General features: G+C 68.2%; 15 protein-coding genes and 1 pseudogene. 8 read left to right on the top strand and 8 right to left on the bottom strand.

Features of this window, described 5'->3' with window-relative positions; genetic code table 11:
• Positions 1–27 precede the first annotated feature (27 nt).
• From V7E45_RS06435 to V7E45_RS06425, 3 genes are all read left to right on the top strand, one after another.
• Entirely contained in the window at positions 28–1905 is a 1878-nt protein-coding gene (locus V7E45_RS06435; RefSeq protein WP_333773097.1) for a discoidin domain-containing protein, read from the top strand.
• 204 nt (positions 1906–2109) lie between these two features.
• Positions 2110–3996, top strand: a complete 1887-nt coding sequence (locus V7E45_RS06430) for a DUF2075 domain-containing protein (RefSeq protein ID WP_333773096.1) — start codon at positions 2110–2112, stop codon at positions 3994–3996.
• 393 nt (positions 3997–4389) lie between these two features.
• A complete protein-coding gene (locus V7E45_RS06425) occupies positions 4390–4629 on the top strand; it encodes a hypothetical protein (protein ID WP_333773095.1) in 240 nt (79 codons plus the stop codon).
• Positions 4630–4637: 8 nt separating this feature from the next.
• Here the strand turns inward: V7E45_RS06425 and V7E45_RS06420 are convergent, their stop codons facing one another.
• Genes V7E45_RS06420 through V7E45_RS06410 form a run of 3 tightly spaced genes read right to left on the bottom strand, consistent with a single transcriptional unit; the run spans position 4638 to position 7065 of the window.
• Positions 4638–5147: a hypothetical protein gene (locus tag V7E45_RS06420; protein ID WP_333773094.1), complete on the bottom strand. Its 510-nt coding sequence runs from the start codon at positions 5145–5147 to the stop codon at positions 4638–4640.
• Positions 5144–6601 (bottom strand): hypothetical protein, encoded by a 1458-nt coding sequence (locus V7E45_RS06415; RefSeq protein ID WP_333773093.1) that lies wholly within the window; start codon positions 6599–6601, stop codon positions 5144–5146. Before V7E45_RS06415 ends, V7E45_RS06420 begins: the two co-directional genes overlap by 4 nt.
• Positions 6602–6648: 47 nt before the next feature.
• The gene (locus V7E45_RS06410) at positions 6649–7065 is read right to left on the bottom strand and encodes a hypothetical protein (protein WP_333773092.1); all 417 of its coding nucleotides are present in this window, start codon (positions 7063–7065) and stop codon (positions 6649–6651) included.
• A gap of 302 nt (positions 7066–7367) precedes the next feature.
• Between V7E45_RS06410 and V7E45_RS06405 the strand changes: the two genes are divergently transcribed.
• Positions 7368–8243 carry a hypothetical protein gene (locus V7E45_RS06405; RefSeq protein ID WP_333773091.1) on the top strand — a complete coding sequence of 292 codons (876 nt, stop codon included), beginning with the start codon at positions 7368–7370 and terminating at the stop codon, positions 8241–8243.
• A 1642-nt stretch (positions 8244–9885) separates the two neighbouring features.
• Here the strand turns inward: V7E45_RS06405 and V7E45_RS06400 are convergent.
• From V7E45_RS06400 to V7E45_RS06390, 3 genes and pseudogenes are all read right to left on the bottom strand, one after another.
• Positions 9886–10422 carry a hypothetical protein gene (locus V7E45_RS06400; RefSeq protein WP_333773090.1) on the bottom strand — a complete coding sequence of 179 codons (537 nt, stop codon included), beginning with the start codon at positions 10420–10422 and terminating at the stop codon, positions 9886–9888.
• Positions 10423–11085: 663 nt separating this feature from the next.
• A pseudogene (locus V7E45_RS06395) lies at positions 11086–11433 on the bottom strand (pentapeptide repeat-containing protein); the annotation flags it as partial.
• Between the two features lie 414 nt (positions 11434–11847).
• A complete protein-coding gene (locus V7E45_RS06390) occupies positions 11848–12222 on the bottom strand; it encodes a C40 family peptidase (RefSeq protein WP_443055956.1) in 375 nt (124 codons plus the stop codon).
• On the opposite strand from V7E45_RS06390, the gene V7E45_RS06385 reads away from it, so the two are divergent.
• Positions 12199–12759: a sigma-70 family RNA polymerase sigma factor gene (locus V7E45_RS06385; protein WP_443055955.1), complete on the top strand. Its 561-nt coding sequence runs from the start codon at positions 12199–12201 to the stop codon at positions 12757–12759. The genes V7E45_RS06390 and V7E45_RS06385 overlap by 24 nt on opposite strands.
• Before the next feature lie 344 nt (positions 12760–13103).
• Positions 13104–14630, top strand: a complete 1527-nt coding sequence (locus V7E45_RS06380) for a hypothetical protein (protein WP_333773088.1) — start codon at positions 13104–13106, stop codon at positions 14628–14630.
• A 217-nt stretch (positions 14631–14847) separates the two neighbouring features.
• Here the strand turns inward: V7E45_RS06380 and V7E45_RS06375 are convergent, their stop codons facing one another.
• Together V7E45_RS06375 and V7E45_RS06370 are read right to left on the bottom strand one after the other, a co-directional pair.
• The gene (locus V7E45_RS06375) at positions 14848–15099 is read right to left on the bottom strand and encodes a hypothetical protein (RefSeq protein ID WP_333773113.1); all 252 of its coding nucleotides are present in this window, start codon (positions 15097–15099) and stop codon (positions 14848–14850) included.
• Between the two features lie 30 nt (positions 15100–15129).
• Positions 15130–15750, bottom strand: a complete 621-nt coding sequence (locus V7E45_RS06370; protein ID WP_333773087.1) for a hypothetical protein — start codon at positions 15748–15750, stop codon at positions 15130–15132.
• Positions 15751–16087: 337 nt separating this feature from the next.
• Between V7E45_RS06370 and V7E45_RS06365 the strand changes: the two genes are divergently transcribed.
• On the top strand, positions 16088–16537 hold the full coding sequence (locus V7E45_RS06365; protein ID WP_333773086.1) for a hypothetical protein: 450 nt from the start codon (positions 16088–16090) through the stop codon (positions 16535–16537).
• A complete protein-coding gene (locus V7E45_RS06360) occupies positions 16534–17376 on the top strand; it encodes a nucleotidyltransferase domain-containing protein (RefSeq protein ID WP_333773085.1) in 843 nt (280 codons plus the stop codon). Before V7E45_RS06365 ends, V7E45_RS06360 begins: the two co-directional genes overlap by 4 nt.
• Positions 17377–17451 lie beyond the last annotated feature (75 nt).

Genomic DNA, 17451 nt, shown 5'->3' with positions numbered 1-17451 from the left:
CATCCCCACCCCACTGAGGAGAGCCGCATGCCATCCCGTGTCCCGCGCACCCTGCTCGCCGCCGCCCTGTCCACCGTCGCCCTGCTGACCTCCGGCCCGCTGCTGGCCGCCCCCGCGCACGCCGCCCCGGCCGTCGCCGCCTGGGACACCGACCGCGCGGCCGCCGCCTACGCCGTGAACCCGGCCGCCGTCACCGCCTCCGGCAGCGAGAACGCCGGCACCGCCCCCGGCCTCGCCTTCGACGGCAACGGCTCCACCCGCTGGTCCAGCAACTTCGCCGACGACGCCTGGATCCGCGTGGACCTCGGTAGCGCGATCCGCGTCGACCACGTCACGCTGGACTGGGAGGCCGCCTACGGCAAGCGCTACGTCCTGGAGATCTCGAAGAACGGCACGGACTGGACCCCGTTCTACACGGAGACCGCCGGCACCGGAGGCTCCGTCACGGCCCACGCCTACCCCCAGGAGGTCACCGGCCGCTACGTACGCCTGCGCGGCCTGGAACGCGCCACCCCGTGGGGCTACTCCCTCTGGAACTTCCGGATCTACGGCGGTGAACCGGCCCCGGCGTCCACGACCCGCACGAACCTCGCCCTGAACCACCCCGCGTACACCAACTACTACCAGGACGCGGGCCATTCACCTGCGGCCGTCACCGACGGTGGCTGGCCGGCCGACCTGAAGGGGGACACCACCCGCTGGTCGACGGACTGGAACGCCGACCGCTGGGTGTCGGTGGACCTGGGCGCGCAGTCGACGATCGACACGGTGGACCTGTACTGGGAGTCGGCGTACGCGGTCGACTACCTCCTGCAGGTGTCGGACGACAACCGCACATGGCATACCGTCTACGAGCCGTCGGCGTCGGACATCGCGGCCCGCCGCGCGAACGTGAAGGCACCCGGCGACGCGACCGGCCTCCACGACACGGTCAAGCTCCCCTCCCCGGCGACCGGCCGCTACGTCCGCATGCTCGGCAAGGAGCGCCGCTCCTTCTACAACCCGGCTCCGGCGACTGCCCAGTTCGGCTACTCCCTCTATGAGTTCCAGGCCTGGGGCACAGGAGGCAGCGCGACCGCGGCGTACCCCGCCCTCCCCGCCGACCAGTCGGGCACGTACCGCACCACGTTCTTCGACGACTTCACGGGAACGAGCCTCGACCGCGCCAAGTGGCGGGTGGTCCGCACGGGCACGGAGATGGGCCCGGTGAACGGAGAGTCGCAGGCGTACGTCGACTCCCCGGACAACGTGCGCGTGACGAACGGGGAGTTGCTGCTCCAGGCCAAGTACTGCAAGGGCTGCACGAAGGCGGGCGGCGGCACCTACGACTTCACGTCGGGCCGCATCGACACCAACACCCACTTCGACTTCACGTACGGCAGGGTCAGCGCCCGCATGAAACTCCCCGTGGGCGACGGCTTCTGGCCCGCCTTCTGGCTGCTCGGCAGCAACGTCGACGACCCGTCCGTCTCCTGGCCGGCCTCGGGAGAGACCGACATCATGGAGAACATCGGCTACGGCGACTGGACCAGCACGGCTCTGCACGGCCCCGGCTACTCGGCGGACGGCAACATCGGCGCCCGCCAGACGTACCCCGCCGGCGGCACCGCGGACCAGTGGCACACCTACGCGGTCGAGTGGACCCCGACGGCGATGCGCTTCTACGTCGACGACCGCCTGGTCCAGGAGACGACCCGCAACGTCCTCGAATCGACCCGCGGCCAGTGGGTCTACGACCACAACCAGTACGTGATCCTGAACCTGGCCCTGGGCGGCGCCTACCCGGCGGGCTGGAACAAGGCGACCAGCCCCTACTGGGGCCTGCCCCAGTCGAGCGTGGCCAAGATCGCCGGCGGGGGAGTGGGGGCTGAGGTGGACTGGGTTCGGGTGGAACAGAAGGGCTGATCCGGCCGGGCGATCTTCCGCAACGGGACCGGGCGTTACTGGCGTCCGGTCCTCACAGCCGCAGCCCTGCCTCAAGTGCCCCAACGGCAGGTAGGCTTGATCACGTCGTCATTGCGGCCCGACGGGCTTCCGCTCCACTGACGTGGAGTCTCAAGGACATGCCCCCACCCGCACGAGTCTCTTCGTGCTGCCTGGGGGATTCCCTTGCTGTTCCGCGAGTCCGCGCAAACGATCGCCGAGAGGGCACTCGACAGCTCGCTCTACCTCCACCTCACCGAGCAGTTCGCGCACATGCATGGCTACCGGCCCAGCGCCGCTGAGGTCCGCTCCTGGGAGCGGAGCATCCCCGCGCTCGCCGCCGCACTCAACGACGCCGGTCTGGGCGAAGTCGAGATCATGCTGGAGTACGCCCTCCCGCTGAACAGCAAGCGTGCGGACGCAGTCCTCGCTGGAATGCATCCCGTCACGGGGGAGCCGTCTTACGTCGTCGTGGAACTGAAGCAGTGGAGCCAGGCGGAACCGGACGAGGACGACCCGGTGCTGTGCCATATCGATGCTTACGCCCATCCCGTCCTCAACCCCATAGAGCAGGTACGCCGCTACTGCGAGTACCTCGTCAACTTCAATGGGGCCGTGGCCGAGCACCCGCACCGGGTCAGTGGCGTGGCGTACCTGCACAATGCCACCGAGTTCGGCGTAGGCGGCCTCCGCGCAATCGAACTCGACTCCCACGGGCAGATGTTCACGGGGGAGAGGCGTGGCGAGTTCATCGAGCATCTGCGCGCCAAGCTCAGCGACAAGGCTGCCGGCGCTCGTGCGGCTGATGAGCTCCAGGCCGGCCGGACGGTTCCGTCGAGGCAACTGATGGCCGTTGCGGCCCAGGAGGTGCGCGAACGCGAGCAGTTCGTGCTTTTGGACGAACAGCAGGTGGCCTATCGCATGGTGCTCAATGCGGTACGCAGGGCCAAGCAGTCCGACCACAAGGAGATAGTGGTCATCACGGGAGGTCCCGGCACGGGCAAGAGCGTCATCGCGCTGTCCCTGCTCGGTGAGCTGTACCGGCAGGGCGTCCCGGCACTGCACGCCACTGGCTCTCAGTCCTTCACCAAGACGATGCGCAAGGTCGCCGGCACCCGCAAGCGTGAGGTGCAGGAGCTCTTCAAGTACTTCAACAGCTTCATGACCACCGAGAAGAACGCCCTCGACGTCCTGATCTGCGATGAGGCCCACCGCATCCGTGAGACCTCCGCCAACCGCTTCACCTCGGCTGCTCACCGCACCGGTAGGCGACAGATCGATGAACTGATCGACGTGGCCCGCGTCCCCGTTTTTCTTCTCGACGAGCATCAGGTGGTGCGCCCCGGCGAGATGGGCACGGTGGAGGACATCAAGGCGGCAGCCGCCGCGAAAGGTCTCGAATGCTGTGTCGTGCCGCTGGAGAGTCAGTTCCGCTGCGGCGGCAGTGACGCGTACCTGCGCTGGGTGAAGCGCCTTCTCGGCCTGGAGCGCGGCGGCCCGGTTGTCTGGGAGCCCGACGACCGTATGCAGTTGCTGGCCGCTGACAGTCCCCAGGAAATGGAAGCGTTCCTCGAAGCCCGCAGGGCCCAAGGCTACGGCGCCCGCATGTCCGCGGGCTACTGCTGGCCCTGGTCGCCGGAGCCCAAGCCCGGCGAACCGCTCCCGGCCGACGTGGTCATCGGCGCCTGGGCCAGGCCCTGGAACCTTCGAGGCGACCGCTCCGTCTCCGGCGCGCCGCCGTCCGCCCTCTGGGCCACCGACCCGGCCGGCTTCGGGCAGGTCGGTTGCGTCTACACCGCCCAGGGCTTCGAGTACGACTGGTCCGGTGTGATCATCGGACCTGACCTGGTCTGGCGCGGTGACCGATGGGTCACCGACCGCACGCAGTCCAAAGACACAGTCTTCAAGAAGTCGACCTCGGACACGGACGTCGACCGCCTGATCCGCAACACCTACAAGGTGCTGCTGACCCGCGGCATGATCGGCACGATCGTGTACTCGACGGACGCGGAGACGCGGGAGAAGCTGAGGGAGCTGACGGGTGGAGTGGAGCGAGAGCTGACAACGGCCTGAGCGTGCCCCGCACCACACGGGCGGACCATCCCACTGGCCGGATCCGGCCACACCTTTTCCCTCAACCACGGCCACGCCCCCATTCGCACGAGTCATTCGTGCTCCGGGGGATCCTCCTCGTGTCCGTGCTCCTGCTGCTCTTAGCGGCACGGTACCTGCTTGCTCTGAACGCACGGCGTCGCCTGGTGCCCCACCTCGCGGCCCGCTGGACGGGCAGGGCATCCCGGGAAAGGCACCCTCTCCGTGCAGTTCGTCGAGCTGAAGCATGGTCGTCGGTGACGAGGGCGGAGGCCGCCCCGGCCGATCTCGTATACGTACTCGGTGTCGACGACGGCCCGTACCGCCGCCAGGGCCATCGCGCGCCGCTGCTCCCGTCCGGCGAGGTGCGGCTCGGTGTCGACGCACCCACGGGGCCTTACGCCCGTACGGACACGAGCGACACCCGGGCCAGACTCCAAGGATCTGCAGCGCCACTTCACCGGCGAGGACGACTACTCCGCGGCCGAGGGCCCCGCGCACGTCCGCTCGCGCAACACCTTCAGTAGCCAGGCGCCCTGCTCGCCGGATGCCCGCGACGGTCAGTGCGGTGCGGCCGTCCACGTCCGCCTCGGGCCCGGTGCCGTGCTCGGCTGAGACTGAGGTCAGAACGCCTTGAGATAGACCCTTGCCTGACCGTCCTTGAGTGTCTGGACGTAGATGTCGATCCACTGCACCTTCTTGCGGCGATCGTCCTTCACGCACGGAGGGCAGACACCGGCCGAGCGGGCTCCCTTCAGCGTTTGCGGCTCGGCCAGCCCAAGGTGCCGGAACAGCTCGCCATCCGGGGCGAAGTCGACCTTCTTCACTTTCAGTGGTTCTTCGGGACGAAGGTCCGCCGCGATGTCTTCCGCGTTCTTCTCGCTGGTGACGAACGAGAGGAGGTAGATGTCCTCCTGGGGGTTGATCTGCACGGCTCCCTTGACCTCGGTCGCACCCTCGGGTGCCGTCACGTGCATGAACGCCGACGCCTCGGGCACGCCGGCGTTCTCGTCCCACCGCGAGGTGCTCCCGTCGGTCACACGGCGATCGTCCGTGTCCGGGCCGGAGCAGGCGGAAAACAGGAAAGTGGCTGCCACTGCCGCGATGAGGAGGGCACCTCGTTTGGTCGTCACCGGTTCTCCTCGTCACCGCGTGAGACGTCGCCGCGGGTTCCTTCTCGTCCTTGGTCCGGCGGGTTCACTGTCGGTTTCGCATCGCTGCCCAGGTCGTACGTGTACGTGGAACTACTGCCTCGCATGTCGAACTCCTGAGCAAGTCCGGTCTTGTGCAACCGTCCCATCTCGGAGTCCGGGATCACCACGCCTCCGGGGAAGGTGGTCGACTTGCCAGCGTCCCAGTTGTACCGGTCCCACACGTTGGCCTGGTATTCGAGCGAAACCTTGGGCTTGCCGTCCACCCCGGGGGTGACGGTGACCATCCCCGACACGTTCTGCTGGTGGGAGCCGACCGCGTGGAACCACTCGTCGCTTTGGAAGGTGCGACCGACCGCCTTGCTCTCCACCGGCACGACGACCGTCTTGTCACCACCGGCCTTCTCGAAGGCGTCGAGCCCTTGCTGTCGCCACGCGTCCTGGTTCTGGGCGATGTGGACCGAGACGTCGTCGCGAAATCCGGGATCGTCCTTGAGGATGCGGTCGATGTCGAGGTCCAGTGGCTCACCCGTTGCACTCAGGTAATGCTCCATGTTGCGTGACGCCGCGTTCTCGCCGCTGACGTCGCCGCCGGCCGCGATGCCCTGCGCGCGGGCCAGGTACCACAGATCCTTGGCCGTGGGCTTTTCGGTGTCGAAGGCTCCGGACCCCGCGTCAGCAGCATGCCAGTGGTACAGCGGGCTCATGATCCCCGCCTTCCGCAACTCGTCGCCCTTCTCCTGCAGCAGGATGCCGCGCGTGACCGGATCGAGGCCGCGCCACCACTCGGCGACCGCCTTCTTGCCCTTGGGGACGTGCTGCGCCTTCGCCCTCTCCGCAAGCGACGGGTACGGGTCGGACCCCGCTTCCCGGTTGAAACCGCCGATCGTGCCGTCCAAGGGGTCGCTGTCCCGCATCACGGAGGTGAGAGCGAGTTTGAACCCCTCGTCCGCGTCGTTCAGGGCCGCCACCGCCGAATCCAGTTGCGCGGCCCATCCGGCAGCAGCCTTGCGGGAGCTCTCCTGGTAGTCAGGATCGTGCACGTAGGCCATGTACTCGCTGTGATCCAGCTTGGACGTGTCGAAGGCGACGGCGCCTTGCTCGGACACCTTCATGCCGGCCTTCACCGCGTCCTCTCGGACGTACTCGATCTTCTTGCGAAGACGGCTGAACTCAGCGTGCGCGTCCCGGAGCAGTTCGGCGACGGCCTTCGCCTCGCTCTGCGCTCCCTGGTACTCCTTCCACGTCACGTCGAAGCGTGCGGAGCCGACGTTGGCACTCAGACCCACCCACGTGTGACCGAGGGAGATGCCGTGCACTTCCTGCTCGTAGGTCCGCGCGAGCTTCTCGAAGTCCTTGGCCATGGCGGCCCAGTCGTCGGCAGCCGTGGTGAGCTTGGACAGGTCGGTGCCCATGATCTCGTAGTACGTCACCATGACTGAACTCCTGTTCCAGCGCCCGCCGTTCGGTCGGACCAATGCGATCAGAACGAGTCGAGCGCGGAGGACTTGCGGATGCCCAGCTCGATGGCGGTGTCCGTGTTCTGCAGCAGCGTGTTCGTGGCGCGCAACGCGGCCTTCTCCGAGCCGAGGCGGTTCATCAGCGTCGTGAGCTGTTCGCTCCACGTCGTACGCGCGGTCTTCAGAGCAGGTCCGGTGAGCCACCCCTCAAACTCCCGTGCGGCAGCCCCCGTGCTCTCACGCGCCTGGGTGCCGTCCCTGTGGGTGTCAGGTTCCAGGTGCCTCTCGATCGCCTCGGCTGCCTTCTTCTTCTCCGCGGGGCTCGAAGCGAGATCCTTGCCGCCGGGCGGAGAGCCTCCACCGCCATCGAGCGGGGCCGCATGGTTCAGGCGCATCCGGGTCGGCGCCGCATCGCCCGGTGATATGTCATCTCCGGTCATGATCTCTCCCCCGAGTGTGATCAGATGCCCGCAACTTTATGTGAGGCACAGTCAGGGCTGCAAAGTGCTGGTGAGCCGGAAGCCGGCCTCGCTGACACGGTACGGACCGCGTCGGCGAAGGTGTACCTGGCCCTGGAAGGCACGCGAATCCTGGGGGCTCCTCCGCGATCTGCGGCGCCCAGCCACCCGGATCGCCGGCCTTGTCCAGGCCGTCTCCATCCTTCATCTCCGGCTCAGAGCGAGGACGGAAACGGTCAGTGCATCCCGGCCCCTGGAGCGCGGAGTTACTGTAAGTTCCTGCCATGAAGCAGGGTAAAGAGGTCGAGAATCCCGAGTCGCGCTTTTTCGCGGTGCTGCTGGCGGCGGCCAAGCTCCCCGGTGTGCGTATCCACCGGGAGGCGTATCTCCGGACGGCGCTGGCGCGCCACTGCACCGAGGATGAGGTCCGCAGAGCGATCGAAGGGACTCCCGCGGCGGCTGGTATCACCGTCGACGTTCTGGAGAAAGCGGCCAACGACTCGATCCGCTACGAGACCGCCAAGGTCAGCGCTCTCTCCGCCGCAGCCGGTATACCCGGCGTCCTCGCCCTGCCCGCCACGGTGCCCGCCGACTTGGCCCAGTATGTCGGCCACATGTTGCGCATCGCGCAGAAGCTCGCCTATCTCTACAGCTGGCCCGAACTGTTCTCCGACGAGGGCGATGACGTCGATGACGCGACCGTGGGGGTGCTCACGCTGTTCTTCGGCGTGATGTTCGGCACCCAGTCGGCGAACGCCGCTGTGGGGAAGGTCGCGGGGATGATGTCGGAACAGGTCGCCAAGAAGCTGCCTCAGAAGGCGCTCACCAAGGGCGTCGTCTATCCCATAGTGAAGAAGGTCGCGGCCTACCTCGGCGTGAAGATGACGAAGGAGTCGTTCGCGAAGGCCGTCTCGAAGGCCATCCCTCTCGTAGGGGCTGCTGTCTCCGGCGGGCTCACCTTCGCGACCTACCTTCCGATGGCCAAGAGGCTCAAGAAGCACCTCGCAGGCCTACCACTGGCGGACCCGTCGCACCGAGTGACGGAAGAGGAAGTCGTGGACGGTGAAGTCGTGGAAGAGCACGAGTCCTTCGCCACAGCACGCGCTGAAGTGCATGGCGTGGACACCGCTGCCGTCAAGCTGGAGGAACCCAGGTCCTGACGCCGCGAGTGCCCTCCCGGCTGCCGAAGTTCCGGCCTTCCGTCTTCGACAGAGGTGAGGGCCCGGGTTCGCAGTTGTGGGACACCTTCGCCGCCACCGCATTCAAGGACGACGGCTTCCGGCTGAACAGCGCGGCCCTCGACGAGATGGGCAAGTCCCGTACATGGAAGCTGATTTAGTCCCCCGACTCGAAGATTCCCGTTCCTCCGGCGCGGGCCGGCGACTACGAGTTGGTCTCGGGCGACCCGGTCTACTTCGGCAAGAACACCACCACGGTGGGTTACGGCGAGCGCACCCTGAACAACCTGCAACGGGTCGCCCGTGTCCCCTCCGGCGTTCCTGGAGCTCACGGAAGCCCGAGGGGACCGGTGACCGCTTTGGGCCCGGGGACAGCCGCGCGCTTTCGCCCGGCTCACGGCTGTCCCCGGGCTCAACCATCCCACTTTCCGGTGCGACGGAATCTCTCAGTAACGTCAGCCGCCTGCAATCCGGGTGCCGGCCCCCGGGCAGACCGCAGCAGCCGTCGCCTTCCAGCTGCGTCGGCGGCGCCACGCTGCCCCCCGCTGCCACGAGGGCACGCCTTATGCACGGGCTTGGTACGTGAGATGTCCGCCCGATGGACCCGGAGTTTCCCTCGAAGATCGATGTGCCGCCCGAAGGGGAGTCCTCTTGACGGCAAGGGGGTGGGGGCCGCGTGCGGCCGAGGGGTGGGAGGTGATGGGGTCGGCCGCATGCGGGGTTCAGGAGATGCTGCTCAGTACCGTGCTGAGGAGCGTTTCGTGCGGCCGGAACCGGTCCAGGAGCTCACGCAACGGACCCGGCGGGACCAGTCGGTTACCGCGCATAGGCCGCCGCCAGAACACCCCGGGCGGATCCGTCCCCCCCGGCGGATCGGTTCCTTACCCGTCAGCGGCGCCGGGCGGCACCCGCCCGGTCGGGCCGCCGGAAGCCTGTGCGGACGGGTGAGCGACTGATGACGGGGGTGGTGCAGCAGGCATTGCCCGAGCGGTCCCGGGAGATCCTCGCGGATGCGGCGTGGCCTGCACTGCGGGAGCGGCTGACGAGGGTGGACGCGGCGGGTGACGATCCGGTCGAGGTGCTGCGCGCGGTGGCGGCCCGGCGGGAATTGGGTACGGCAACAGTCGGCCGCGGAAGTACTGTCGTGGCGTCTGGACGGCTGGCTCAAGCAAGACGGATCACCGTCCGGGGCCGCCGCGAGTACGCAGGGACCGGCCACGGGCGGTACGGGATCGGGTCGGGGGCCGTCTGCACCGACGAGACGGAGCGCCCCGGGGGACGGACCGAACAAGGGTCCTGGACGGGCCCGCTGACCGAGGGGAACGACAGTGGCGACACCGAGCGGGGGACCCGTTCACCGATGCGTCGGTGGAGGCAGCGCAGATCGTCTCCATGGCGGTACGGCTGACCATGGCGATCGCGGAGGCCGCACGGCGCCGTGCGCAGCAGCAGGCGGGTTAAGCCGCCGGCGAAGATGGCGGTGCCGGCCCAGCCGGGAGTTGCCGCGCACCGGCAGAGCGCTGCGAGCACCACCCGCAGCAAGGCCAAGTAGGTCCACAGGCTGGAAGAGGGACGGGAGGAGCGCCCCGGCGGGTAGCCGGGGCAGACGCCCCGCGAGGTTGGCTCAGCGTTTGATGCGGCCGCGTACGGCGAGGGCGGCCAGGGCGAGGAGGGTGGGCTCGAAGAGGCGGGAGGCCATCTCGATGTACGTGCCGGCGGTGGTGAGGTTCTGCCCGCTGGAGCGGAAGACGACCGAGTTGACGGCCACGCGGGTGGCCTTCTCCGCGCGGGCCCAGGTCATGTGCTGAGCCCATGGGCCGTGCAGGGCAGGGTCCGGGGTGCTGGTGTGGAGGCTGATCTTGCTGCCGCGGAGGGTGCCGGTGGTGGTCGGGTCGGGGTCGTGGGTGGGCAGGCCGCAGCTCATGAGCAGCAGGATAGTCAGGCTCATCGCGGCGAGTAGCCACGCGACGGCACGCGAGGCGCGCAGGCCGTAGCCGGAGAGCAGCCAGTACGCCCACAGCAGGCGGCGTTCGCCCTGAGAAGTGATGGGATCGTGGCGGCGCATCTCGCACTCGCCGTAGTAGAAGTCGGCGGCGCCGGGCTCGTTCTTGCCGTCCTCGAAGGCTTTGCGTAGCTGCCGGTAGAGGGCGGCGACGTCCACGGGGTCGGGGGTGTGGCGCAGGGCGCTGGGATGGCGTGGTCCGGGTCGCCAACGTCTTGTTGAGGGGACGCGCCCCATGGATCGGCCACGGGAGCGCCAGTGGTGTTCTTCCGCGAGGGTGCGTCGACGCGTCCAGCGGATCGGGAGGATGCCGCGTAGGTGCCAGCCAGTGGGGGTGGAGGCAAAAGGAGTGTTGCCTTCCAAGCGGATCTGGTCGAGGTGGAAGGCTCCCGAGAAAAGGCAGTCGCTCAAGTCCGTGTCGGTCAGGACCAGATGTGCGGCATCCACTCCCTGCACCGAAGTCACTCGCACCGTATCCGGATCCGCGTCTGCCAGCAGGTGTTCCTCCGGCAAAAACTCCCCGGTGCTGGATATAAAGGGGCCCGGGTGTGCGGTCACCGCTACCGGAGCGGAGAGGACCGCATGGCTGAGGTCCACGTCCGCGTATCGCAAGCGCACGGTTGCCGTCGACTCCCACCGCGTTCGCTCGCACACCACATCCCCGGCAGCTATCTCCACCGTCACCGGCAGCGCAAACACCGCCCCCGACAACTTCACCCGGCGCGCGCACACCAGCGGCCCCAACATCGACACGCCTTCGAACTGCGCACCGTCGAACCGGGCGTCGCTGGAGAACTGCGCACCGTCGAACCGGGCGTCGCTGGAGAATCGCGCACCGTCGAACCGGGCGTCGCTGGAGAATCGCGCCCCACTGAACTGGGCGGCGCCGGAGAAGTGCGTCCCGACGAACCAGGGGGCGCCGAAGAACTCCGCCCCGTCGAAATCGGCGTCGCTGGAGAACTGCGCCCCGCTGAATTGGGCGGCGTCGGAGAATCGCGCCTCGTCGAACTGGGCGAGGCTGGAGAACTGCGCCCGGTCGAAGTGGGCGGCTCCGGAGAACTGCGCTCCGTTGAAGTAGACGCGACCGGAGAACTTCGCATGTAAGAACCGGACGACGCCGGAGAACTGGGCCCCGAGGAACCAGGCGTCGCCGCAGAACTGGGCCCCGATGAACCGGACGTCGTCGGAGAACTTGGCCTCCTGGAATCGGGCTACGCCGACGTGCGGTTGGCCAGTTGAGGGGTCGATGAGGGCGACGAGAAGGGCTCTCAGCAGGTCTCGGGTGATGGGGGTGCCCCTGTGGTCGATATCAGTGCCAGGGGTAAGGCGGCTCAGGTAGGTGGTGCGGTCGGTGTCGGCGAGGGTGGGCCAGGCATGCGGTGTGGCCGGGAACCTGGATGCCGCGGCAGCCGATCGGGTCGGTGTCCGGGTCCGCGCCGTTCCCGCAGTGGGGCCAGGGAGGCAGTGAGGGTGTGGTCATGGTGCCGCGGCTCCGCAGTTTGCGACTGGACTGAACGTAGAGCTGTGCGCTGGGACTGCGCCTGTCCCCGCCTGGCGGAAGACGCAGTACGCCGTGGCCGGGTTCTAGGGGCGGGTGGCGCCGACGTAGTCGGAGTCGGGCATGGCGCTGGTGAGGGGGGCGAGGGAGACGTCGCGGCCGGTGCGGGGGGCGTGCAGGACGTTGCCGTCTCCGGCGTAGATGGCGACGTGGTAGATGGCGGTGCCGTGGGCCCAGAACAGCAGGTCGCCCGCTTTGAGGTTGCTGCGAGACACGGGGTGGTCGGCGGTTGCCCGGTACTGGTCGGCGGCCGTGCGGGGGAGTTTGACGTTGGGCCAGTATGCGTACTGGGTCAGACTGGAGCAGTCGAAGCCGACGGTGTGCGAGGCGATGCAGCGGCCGTTCTGGTAGCCGTTGGTGCCGTCGCAGAACCCGGTGTGGACGTTGACCGGGCTCAGCACGGTGACCGGTCCGCGTTCGGGCGGCTGTACGACGAGTACTGCGACACCGTCTACCGACATGTCTATTACCGCGTTGGTTCCAGGGCGACCGCCGAGGACCTCACTAGTGAGACGTTCCTGCGAGCATTGCGGCGCATCAATAGCTTCACCTGGCAGGGGCGCGACTTCGCAGCCTGGCTGGTGACCATCGCCCGTAACCCGGTCGCCGACCACTTCAAGTCCCGTCGCTTCCGTCTGGAGGTCACGACCGGCGAGATACTCCACAGTGCCGAAGTCGGACGCAGCACAGAGGAGAGCGTGCTGGAGTCGCTGGCGAACGAGGCACTGCTGAAGGCCTTCCAACAACTGCCCAAGCGCATGCGCGAAGTGATTTGGCGTTGGGCTACCGGTGCCTCCGTGGCCGACATCGCCCGGGACATGGGGATCGCCCCGGCGACCGTACGGGTCCACCTCCACCAGGCACGACTGCGCCTTGCGTCTGACCGCGGCCTCGCCGACGCCCGGTGGCCGGCCGCTGTGCGAACCGGCGACCGGTGAGAATGGGATGGCGGCAGCAGCATGCACTCTTGTTCTGCATGTGCGGTCTGCCGTCCGGCCACTACAGGGGTGCGCCGCCCTCAGTCCTAAGCGGCCGCAGTTCGGCCCACACGGTTTGCCGCGGTGTGGATGATCCGGGCCACCGAGCGCTCCCGGCGGTAGAGGCAGCAGCCTATTGTCCAGGCACCCGTGCCAGGTGACCTGGCCTTTTTGCCTCGGCAGGCATGGACGACTCACCGCTGGGGCGAACGCACGAACCGTCGACCATGACCGCACCCCTATCCGCAAGGCCTCCCACAGAGGCCGCGAGTCCATTGTCAGTGCACGGTGTTACTTTCTGTGACATGACCGATCACGCGCTATGGCTGCTGCGGCAGGACCGCCGCCTGGCCGAACTGGCCGCCTTCCCCTTCGACTTCGACCTGGACCGCGCCGCCCACGGCCATGTCGCGGAGGTCCGCCTCGCCTCGGGCGGGCCGCTGGAGACGGTAGCCGGGGACGATACCGGCGGTACGTACTTCGTGTGCGCGGACGGCTCGGTGCTCTACGCCTCCTCGGAGGGCGCCGCGGGGATCATCGGCTCCAGTGTCGACGAGACCCTGGAGCTCGTGATCGGCCTGCCCGGCTGGCGCGGCTACACACGTCTGTCGCCAGACGACGGCGAGGAGAAGATCCTGGCGTGCGTCGCGGAGACCGAGGACGAGATCCGTGAGTACTACGGAATCGACGAGGAGCGTGCCGAGCTCCGTGCGGCGCTGGGCTTCCCGAAACGCTCCCCGGTCGAGCTGGTGGGCAGGCTGCGTGCCGCGCTGCTGCGCACCGAGCCGGACTTCGTACTGCTCAACGCGGATGAGGGGTGCGCGTACGACCGGATAGGCCCGGCCGGTCCCCCGCTGTGGGAGCCAGTGCTCGCGGCGGGCCGCGCCGATCTCGCCTGGCTGCGGGAGGGCGACCGCACTGCATGGCGTGAAGTCGCCGAGGACCCGGTGCGGCGCCGGATCACCCTGCGGGCCGCGCAGTTCGACCGCGCCGAGGGCGATCTGGAGCTGCTGCGGCATCTGCTGCGGCACGAGACACGGTCATCGATGACGGACGAACTGCGGCTCGCGGCCGTGCTGGTGGGGCTGCGCGGGGACACTGGAGATCTGCCGCTGCTGCTTGAGGTCCGGGAGACGGACTTCGACACGGCGTGCGGCCTGGGCGGTATGCCGCAACCGGGTGCAAGCGCGGACGAGTTGCAACAGTGGGCGCGGACGCTCGACGAGTCGATGTTCGGGACGGACCCGTCGGATGAGCCGGTCTCCACATGGACCGACCTGGCGCGGGACCAGGGGATGACGGACCTCGCGCGGGTGACGCTGATCCGCGAACTCGACAACATCTTTATGGACCAGAGCAGACTCCGCCGCCCCGAGGCGCCCCGCACCCTGGCCACGGCTCCGCTGAGCAGGCTCGCCCGGGACTTCGAGGAACTCGGCGATCTTCCCCAGGCGCTGCGCGCCCAGCGCCTGTACGCAGCCCTTCAGGAGACGGCATGGGACCGGGCCGCGGCCCGGCACACCCTGGCCCGCCTGGAGCGGGAGGCGGGCCAGCTGCCGCAAGCGGCGGACAGCCTGGCCGACGTGCGCAACGCCCTGGCCACCCCGGGCGACGACTCACTGCGCTACTGGCAGCAGGTCAACCTCGGCCGCTTCATCGCCGAGGAGCACTACCGGCTCATCCTCGCCCTGGCCGACGCGGGCCGCCCCGAGGAGGCCCGTGCCCTCCTCACGGCCGCCGACGCCATACTCGGCGAGCTCTCGGAGAACGCCGTGAACGGCATCCGTGAGCTCGCCGAGCGGACCGCCGCGAGAGTGCGGGAGGTCAACTGAGGATGGGCACGGCAGGCGGGCGGTCCGCCAGGAAGCAGCGGGCGCGGCGGGCCAGGTAGCCGGCCTGTCCGGCAGCAGGTCCTGGCCACGCCCTCCTGTGGTGCACCGCTGAGCGTGGCGTTTGAGCATCTGCCGGATCAGCCGCAGAAATCGTCCATCGAGGATTATCTCCTCCAGAATTACGAGCACACCTCGTGACGAGCCGATGAAGGTGAGGTCAAGCCCTGGCCCCATGGGTGAGGATCACGTTGGCGAGGCCGATGTCCTCGTCGGTGAGCTGGCTGGCGTCGGCGGCCTCCCGGGCGAGGTCGAAGCCTCGTGCGCACCGCAGCGGGTTTTCCTCCTTGGGATCCCGGCGGGCTCGGCAAGCGGCGGGTAGCCCGACGCTCGCTCGACGTCGCGCCGACGCCCGGTGTAGGTGGATGCACTCGTCGGGATACCTGTCCATGCCGTCGAGAAAGACGATCACCGGAAGACACGGTGTCCCCTGTCAGGGCGATCACTGCGGGCGCGCCCGGGTGCGGCGATGGATAAGTACCATGCCGATGACGAGCAGAAGCTGGTGCCCGGCTTGGTCGAACTGCTCCTCGAGGGTGGGCTCGCGGAAGAGGTCGGCTAGTGCTCCGGCTTCGGCGGCGAGGATTCCGCGCTTGGCGAGGTAGTCGGTCATGGAAGCACGGTGGACGGCCCTGGCCCGTTCCAGCAGCGCGGTGTCGACCTTCCCGTCTAGGGTGCGGCCCAGCGCGGTGCTGAGGGCCTCGACGTGGCCGACGACCGTCTCGACGGTCATCGGTGTCTGCGCGGGCCCGAGCGCACGCACGATGCCGCTGGCGGCGAACACCGACTCCGGCTCCATCACGTCCCGCACGGCGTCCAGCACCTCGGGCCGCCCGCGCACCGTCAGGGACTTGCCGTTGCCCAGCTCGGTGATGATCCGCACGAACCGGGCTCGCGCGGTCGGCGTGGCCAGCTGATATCCGACCTGTTCCAGCAGGCCGAGCGCGCCCTCGCGGGCCACCTCCTGGTTGCGCCGGCCGCGCCCGACCCACGTCGTCCACGCTCGCTGCGCCTGTCGGGTGGGCACGTAGCCGTCCCACCACAGCCACATCGCCAGCGGCACCTGCGCGAGCGCACTCAGGTGCGCGACCTGCTGTCGCTTGTCCAGCAGGAGCAGCAGCAGCCGACGCTGGGTGGCGCTGTGCTCGGCCTTGTCCGAACCCCGCCGCCGGGTACGCAGCTGCGGCTGGTTGATGGGCGTCGTCTGTTTTTCATTGGGTGGGTGTCATCGGTTTTCACTGCCTGGGGGCGGGTTGTTATGGCTGGTTGGTGTTGATGGTGTCGTCTGGTTGGTGAAGGGCGTTGTCGTTTCGCCGTGTGGGGTGTGGTTGGCGTTTGTATGGGGCGGGAGTTGGTGGGTTTCCGGGCTGGGGGAGTGGGGGTGTGGCTACGCTCGGTGGGTGCCTTCGTTTGCGGGTGATCCGCGTCATGAGCGTCTTGTTGCTGTTCTTGTGCCGTTGCTGCGCCGGTCGTGTCCTTCCGGCGGGGGTGGCTTCGGTGGGTCGTACGAGCTGCGCCTGGCTGTCGATGAGGCCGAGGCGCTGGGCGGCATGGATCTGATCCGCTCCGCGATGCGCAAGGCGGCACGGTCGTTGGGCTGGTCGCGGCTTCAGACGTTCGGCGGTCTGTATCCGCAAGTGGCTGTCGCGGGAGTCGTGGACCGGCGTGAGGTCCCGGAGGAGTTCGCGGCGGTGGTTGAGGACTACCGGCTGGATCGGATGGCGGCTTCGGCGGAGGTGATCTCCGAGACCCTCAAGGATGGTAGGCGCCGGGCGGTGCCAGGCTCCGTGTTTGTGACGACGCAGGAGTTCCGTGCGGCCTTCGCTGCGGCGGAGGGAGTGGCCGGGTGAAGCGTGAGCGGGCCACTGGGCTGCTCCAGGACATGATCACGCGCTTGGAGCAGGGTGGCTGGCCTCTGGGCCTCGTGGACGAGGTGTATGTCTTCGGGTCGTACGCGCGTGGTGCGCTGGAGCCGAACGATGTCGACGTCGTCATCGAGCACGGCACGGACAGGCGTTGGCTGGGCGAGTCGCTGGATGCGTCGATCAACGGGCGTGACTCGTACGTGGGGATGAAGCAGGCGCTGAGGGGCCGTGCCCGGGGAATGTCGTTCCAGTTCCGTGGCCGCAGCAGCCTGCTCGACGAGGGCTTCGACCTGTTCTTGCTCTGGAGGAAGGGCGAGCCGTTCTCCCTGGCTCGCGAGCGCCTTGCCTCTCTGACCGCGGACCCGGAAGCCGGGCCTGCGCCACGGGACCACATGCTCCCTGAGTTCGAAGGGCTTCAGAGCCTGGTGCCCCGTCCGGCGCGGATTGAGCTGTTCACCCGGCGGGCGAAGGGCAAGATCAGTCTCACGCCGCTGAGACTGAAGGACGCAGAAATCGAGGACCCTGTAGCCGCCCTGCATGTACGGCGGCGCTGGGTGGAGACGAGCCCGCTGCGCCGGGCGGCGGCATGCGCACTCGTCGCATTGGAGCAGCGGGGCGTTGACCTGGGCGAGGTGACGCTGCATGGTCGGCGCCTGTTCGGTCGGGACCAGCAGGCCGAGCATTATTTCGTCGATCTGGGGTGGAACGGCTTCGGATCTATGGGGCGTCTCCTGGACAGTTCAGTGACCTGGCTGGAAGTGTTGCGTCCCCATCGCAGCAAGACCATGGACGCACTGCTCATCGAGCCGATGCCGCACCCCTGACCGGGCATTCGCATACCCGTTCTTCGGCGCGCCAGGGGAACCAGGCCCTACCTCATCCGTTCGTGTGGGCCTCAT

Origin of the sequence: Streptomyces sp. IBSBF 3136 (assembly GCF_036815105.1) — a bacterium.
In the GTDB taxonomy this organism is placed as follows: Bacteria; Actinomycetota; Actinomycetes; order Streptomycetales; family Streptomycetaceae; genus Streptomyces.
Note: the sequence above shows the minus strand (reverse complement) of the source record. Positions and strands in the feature narration are given on the sequence as shown.

What these genes read in the sequence shown, in the direction of transcription:
- V7E45_RS06435 (WP_333773097.1), top strand. Translation starts at nt 28, where the DNA reads ATGCCATCCCGTGTCCCGCGCACCCTGCTCGCCGCCGCCCTGTCCACC.
- V7E45_RS06415 (WP_333773093.1), bottom strand. Translation starts at nt 6,601, where the DNA reads ATGGTGACGTACTACGAGATCATGGGCACCGACCTGTCCAAGCTCACC.
- V7E45_RS06410 (WP_333773092.1), bottom strand. Translation starts at nt 7,065, where the DNA reads ATGACCGGAGATGACATATCACCGGGCGATGCGGCGCCGACCCGGATG.
- V7E45_RS06405 (WP_333773091.1), top strand. Translation starts at nt 7,368, where the DNA reads ATGAAGCAGGGTAAAGAGGTCGAGAATCCCGAGTCGCGCTTTTTCGCG.
- V7E45_RS06380 (WP_333773088.1), top strand. Translation starts at nt 13,104, where the DNA reads ATGACCGATCACGCGCTATGGCTGCTGCGGCAGGACCGCCGCCTGGCC.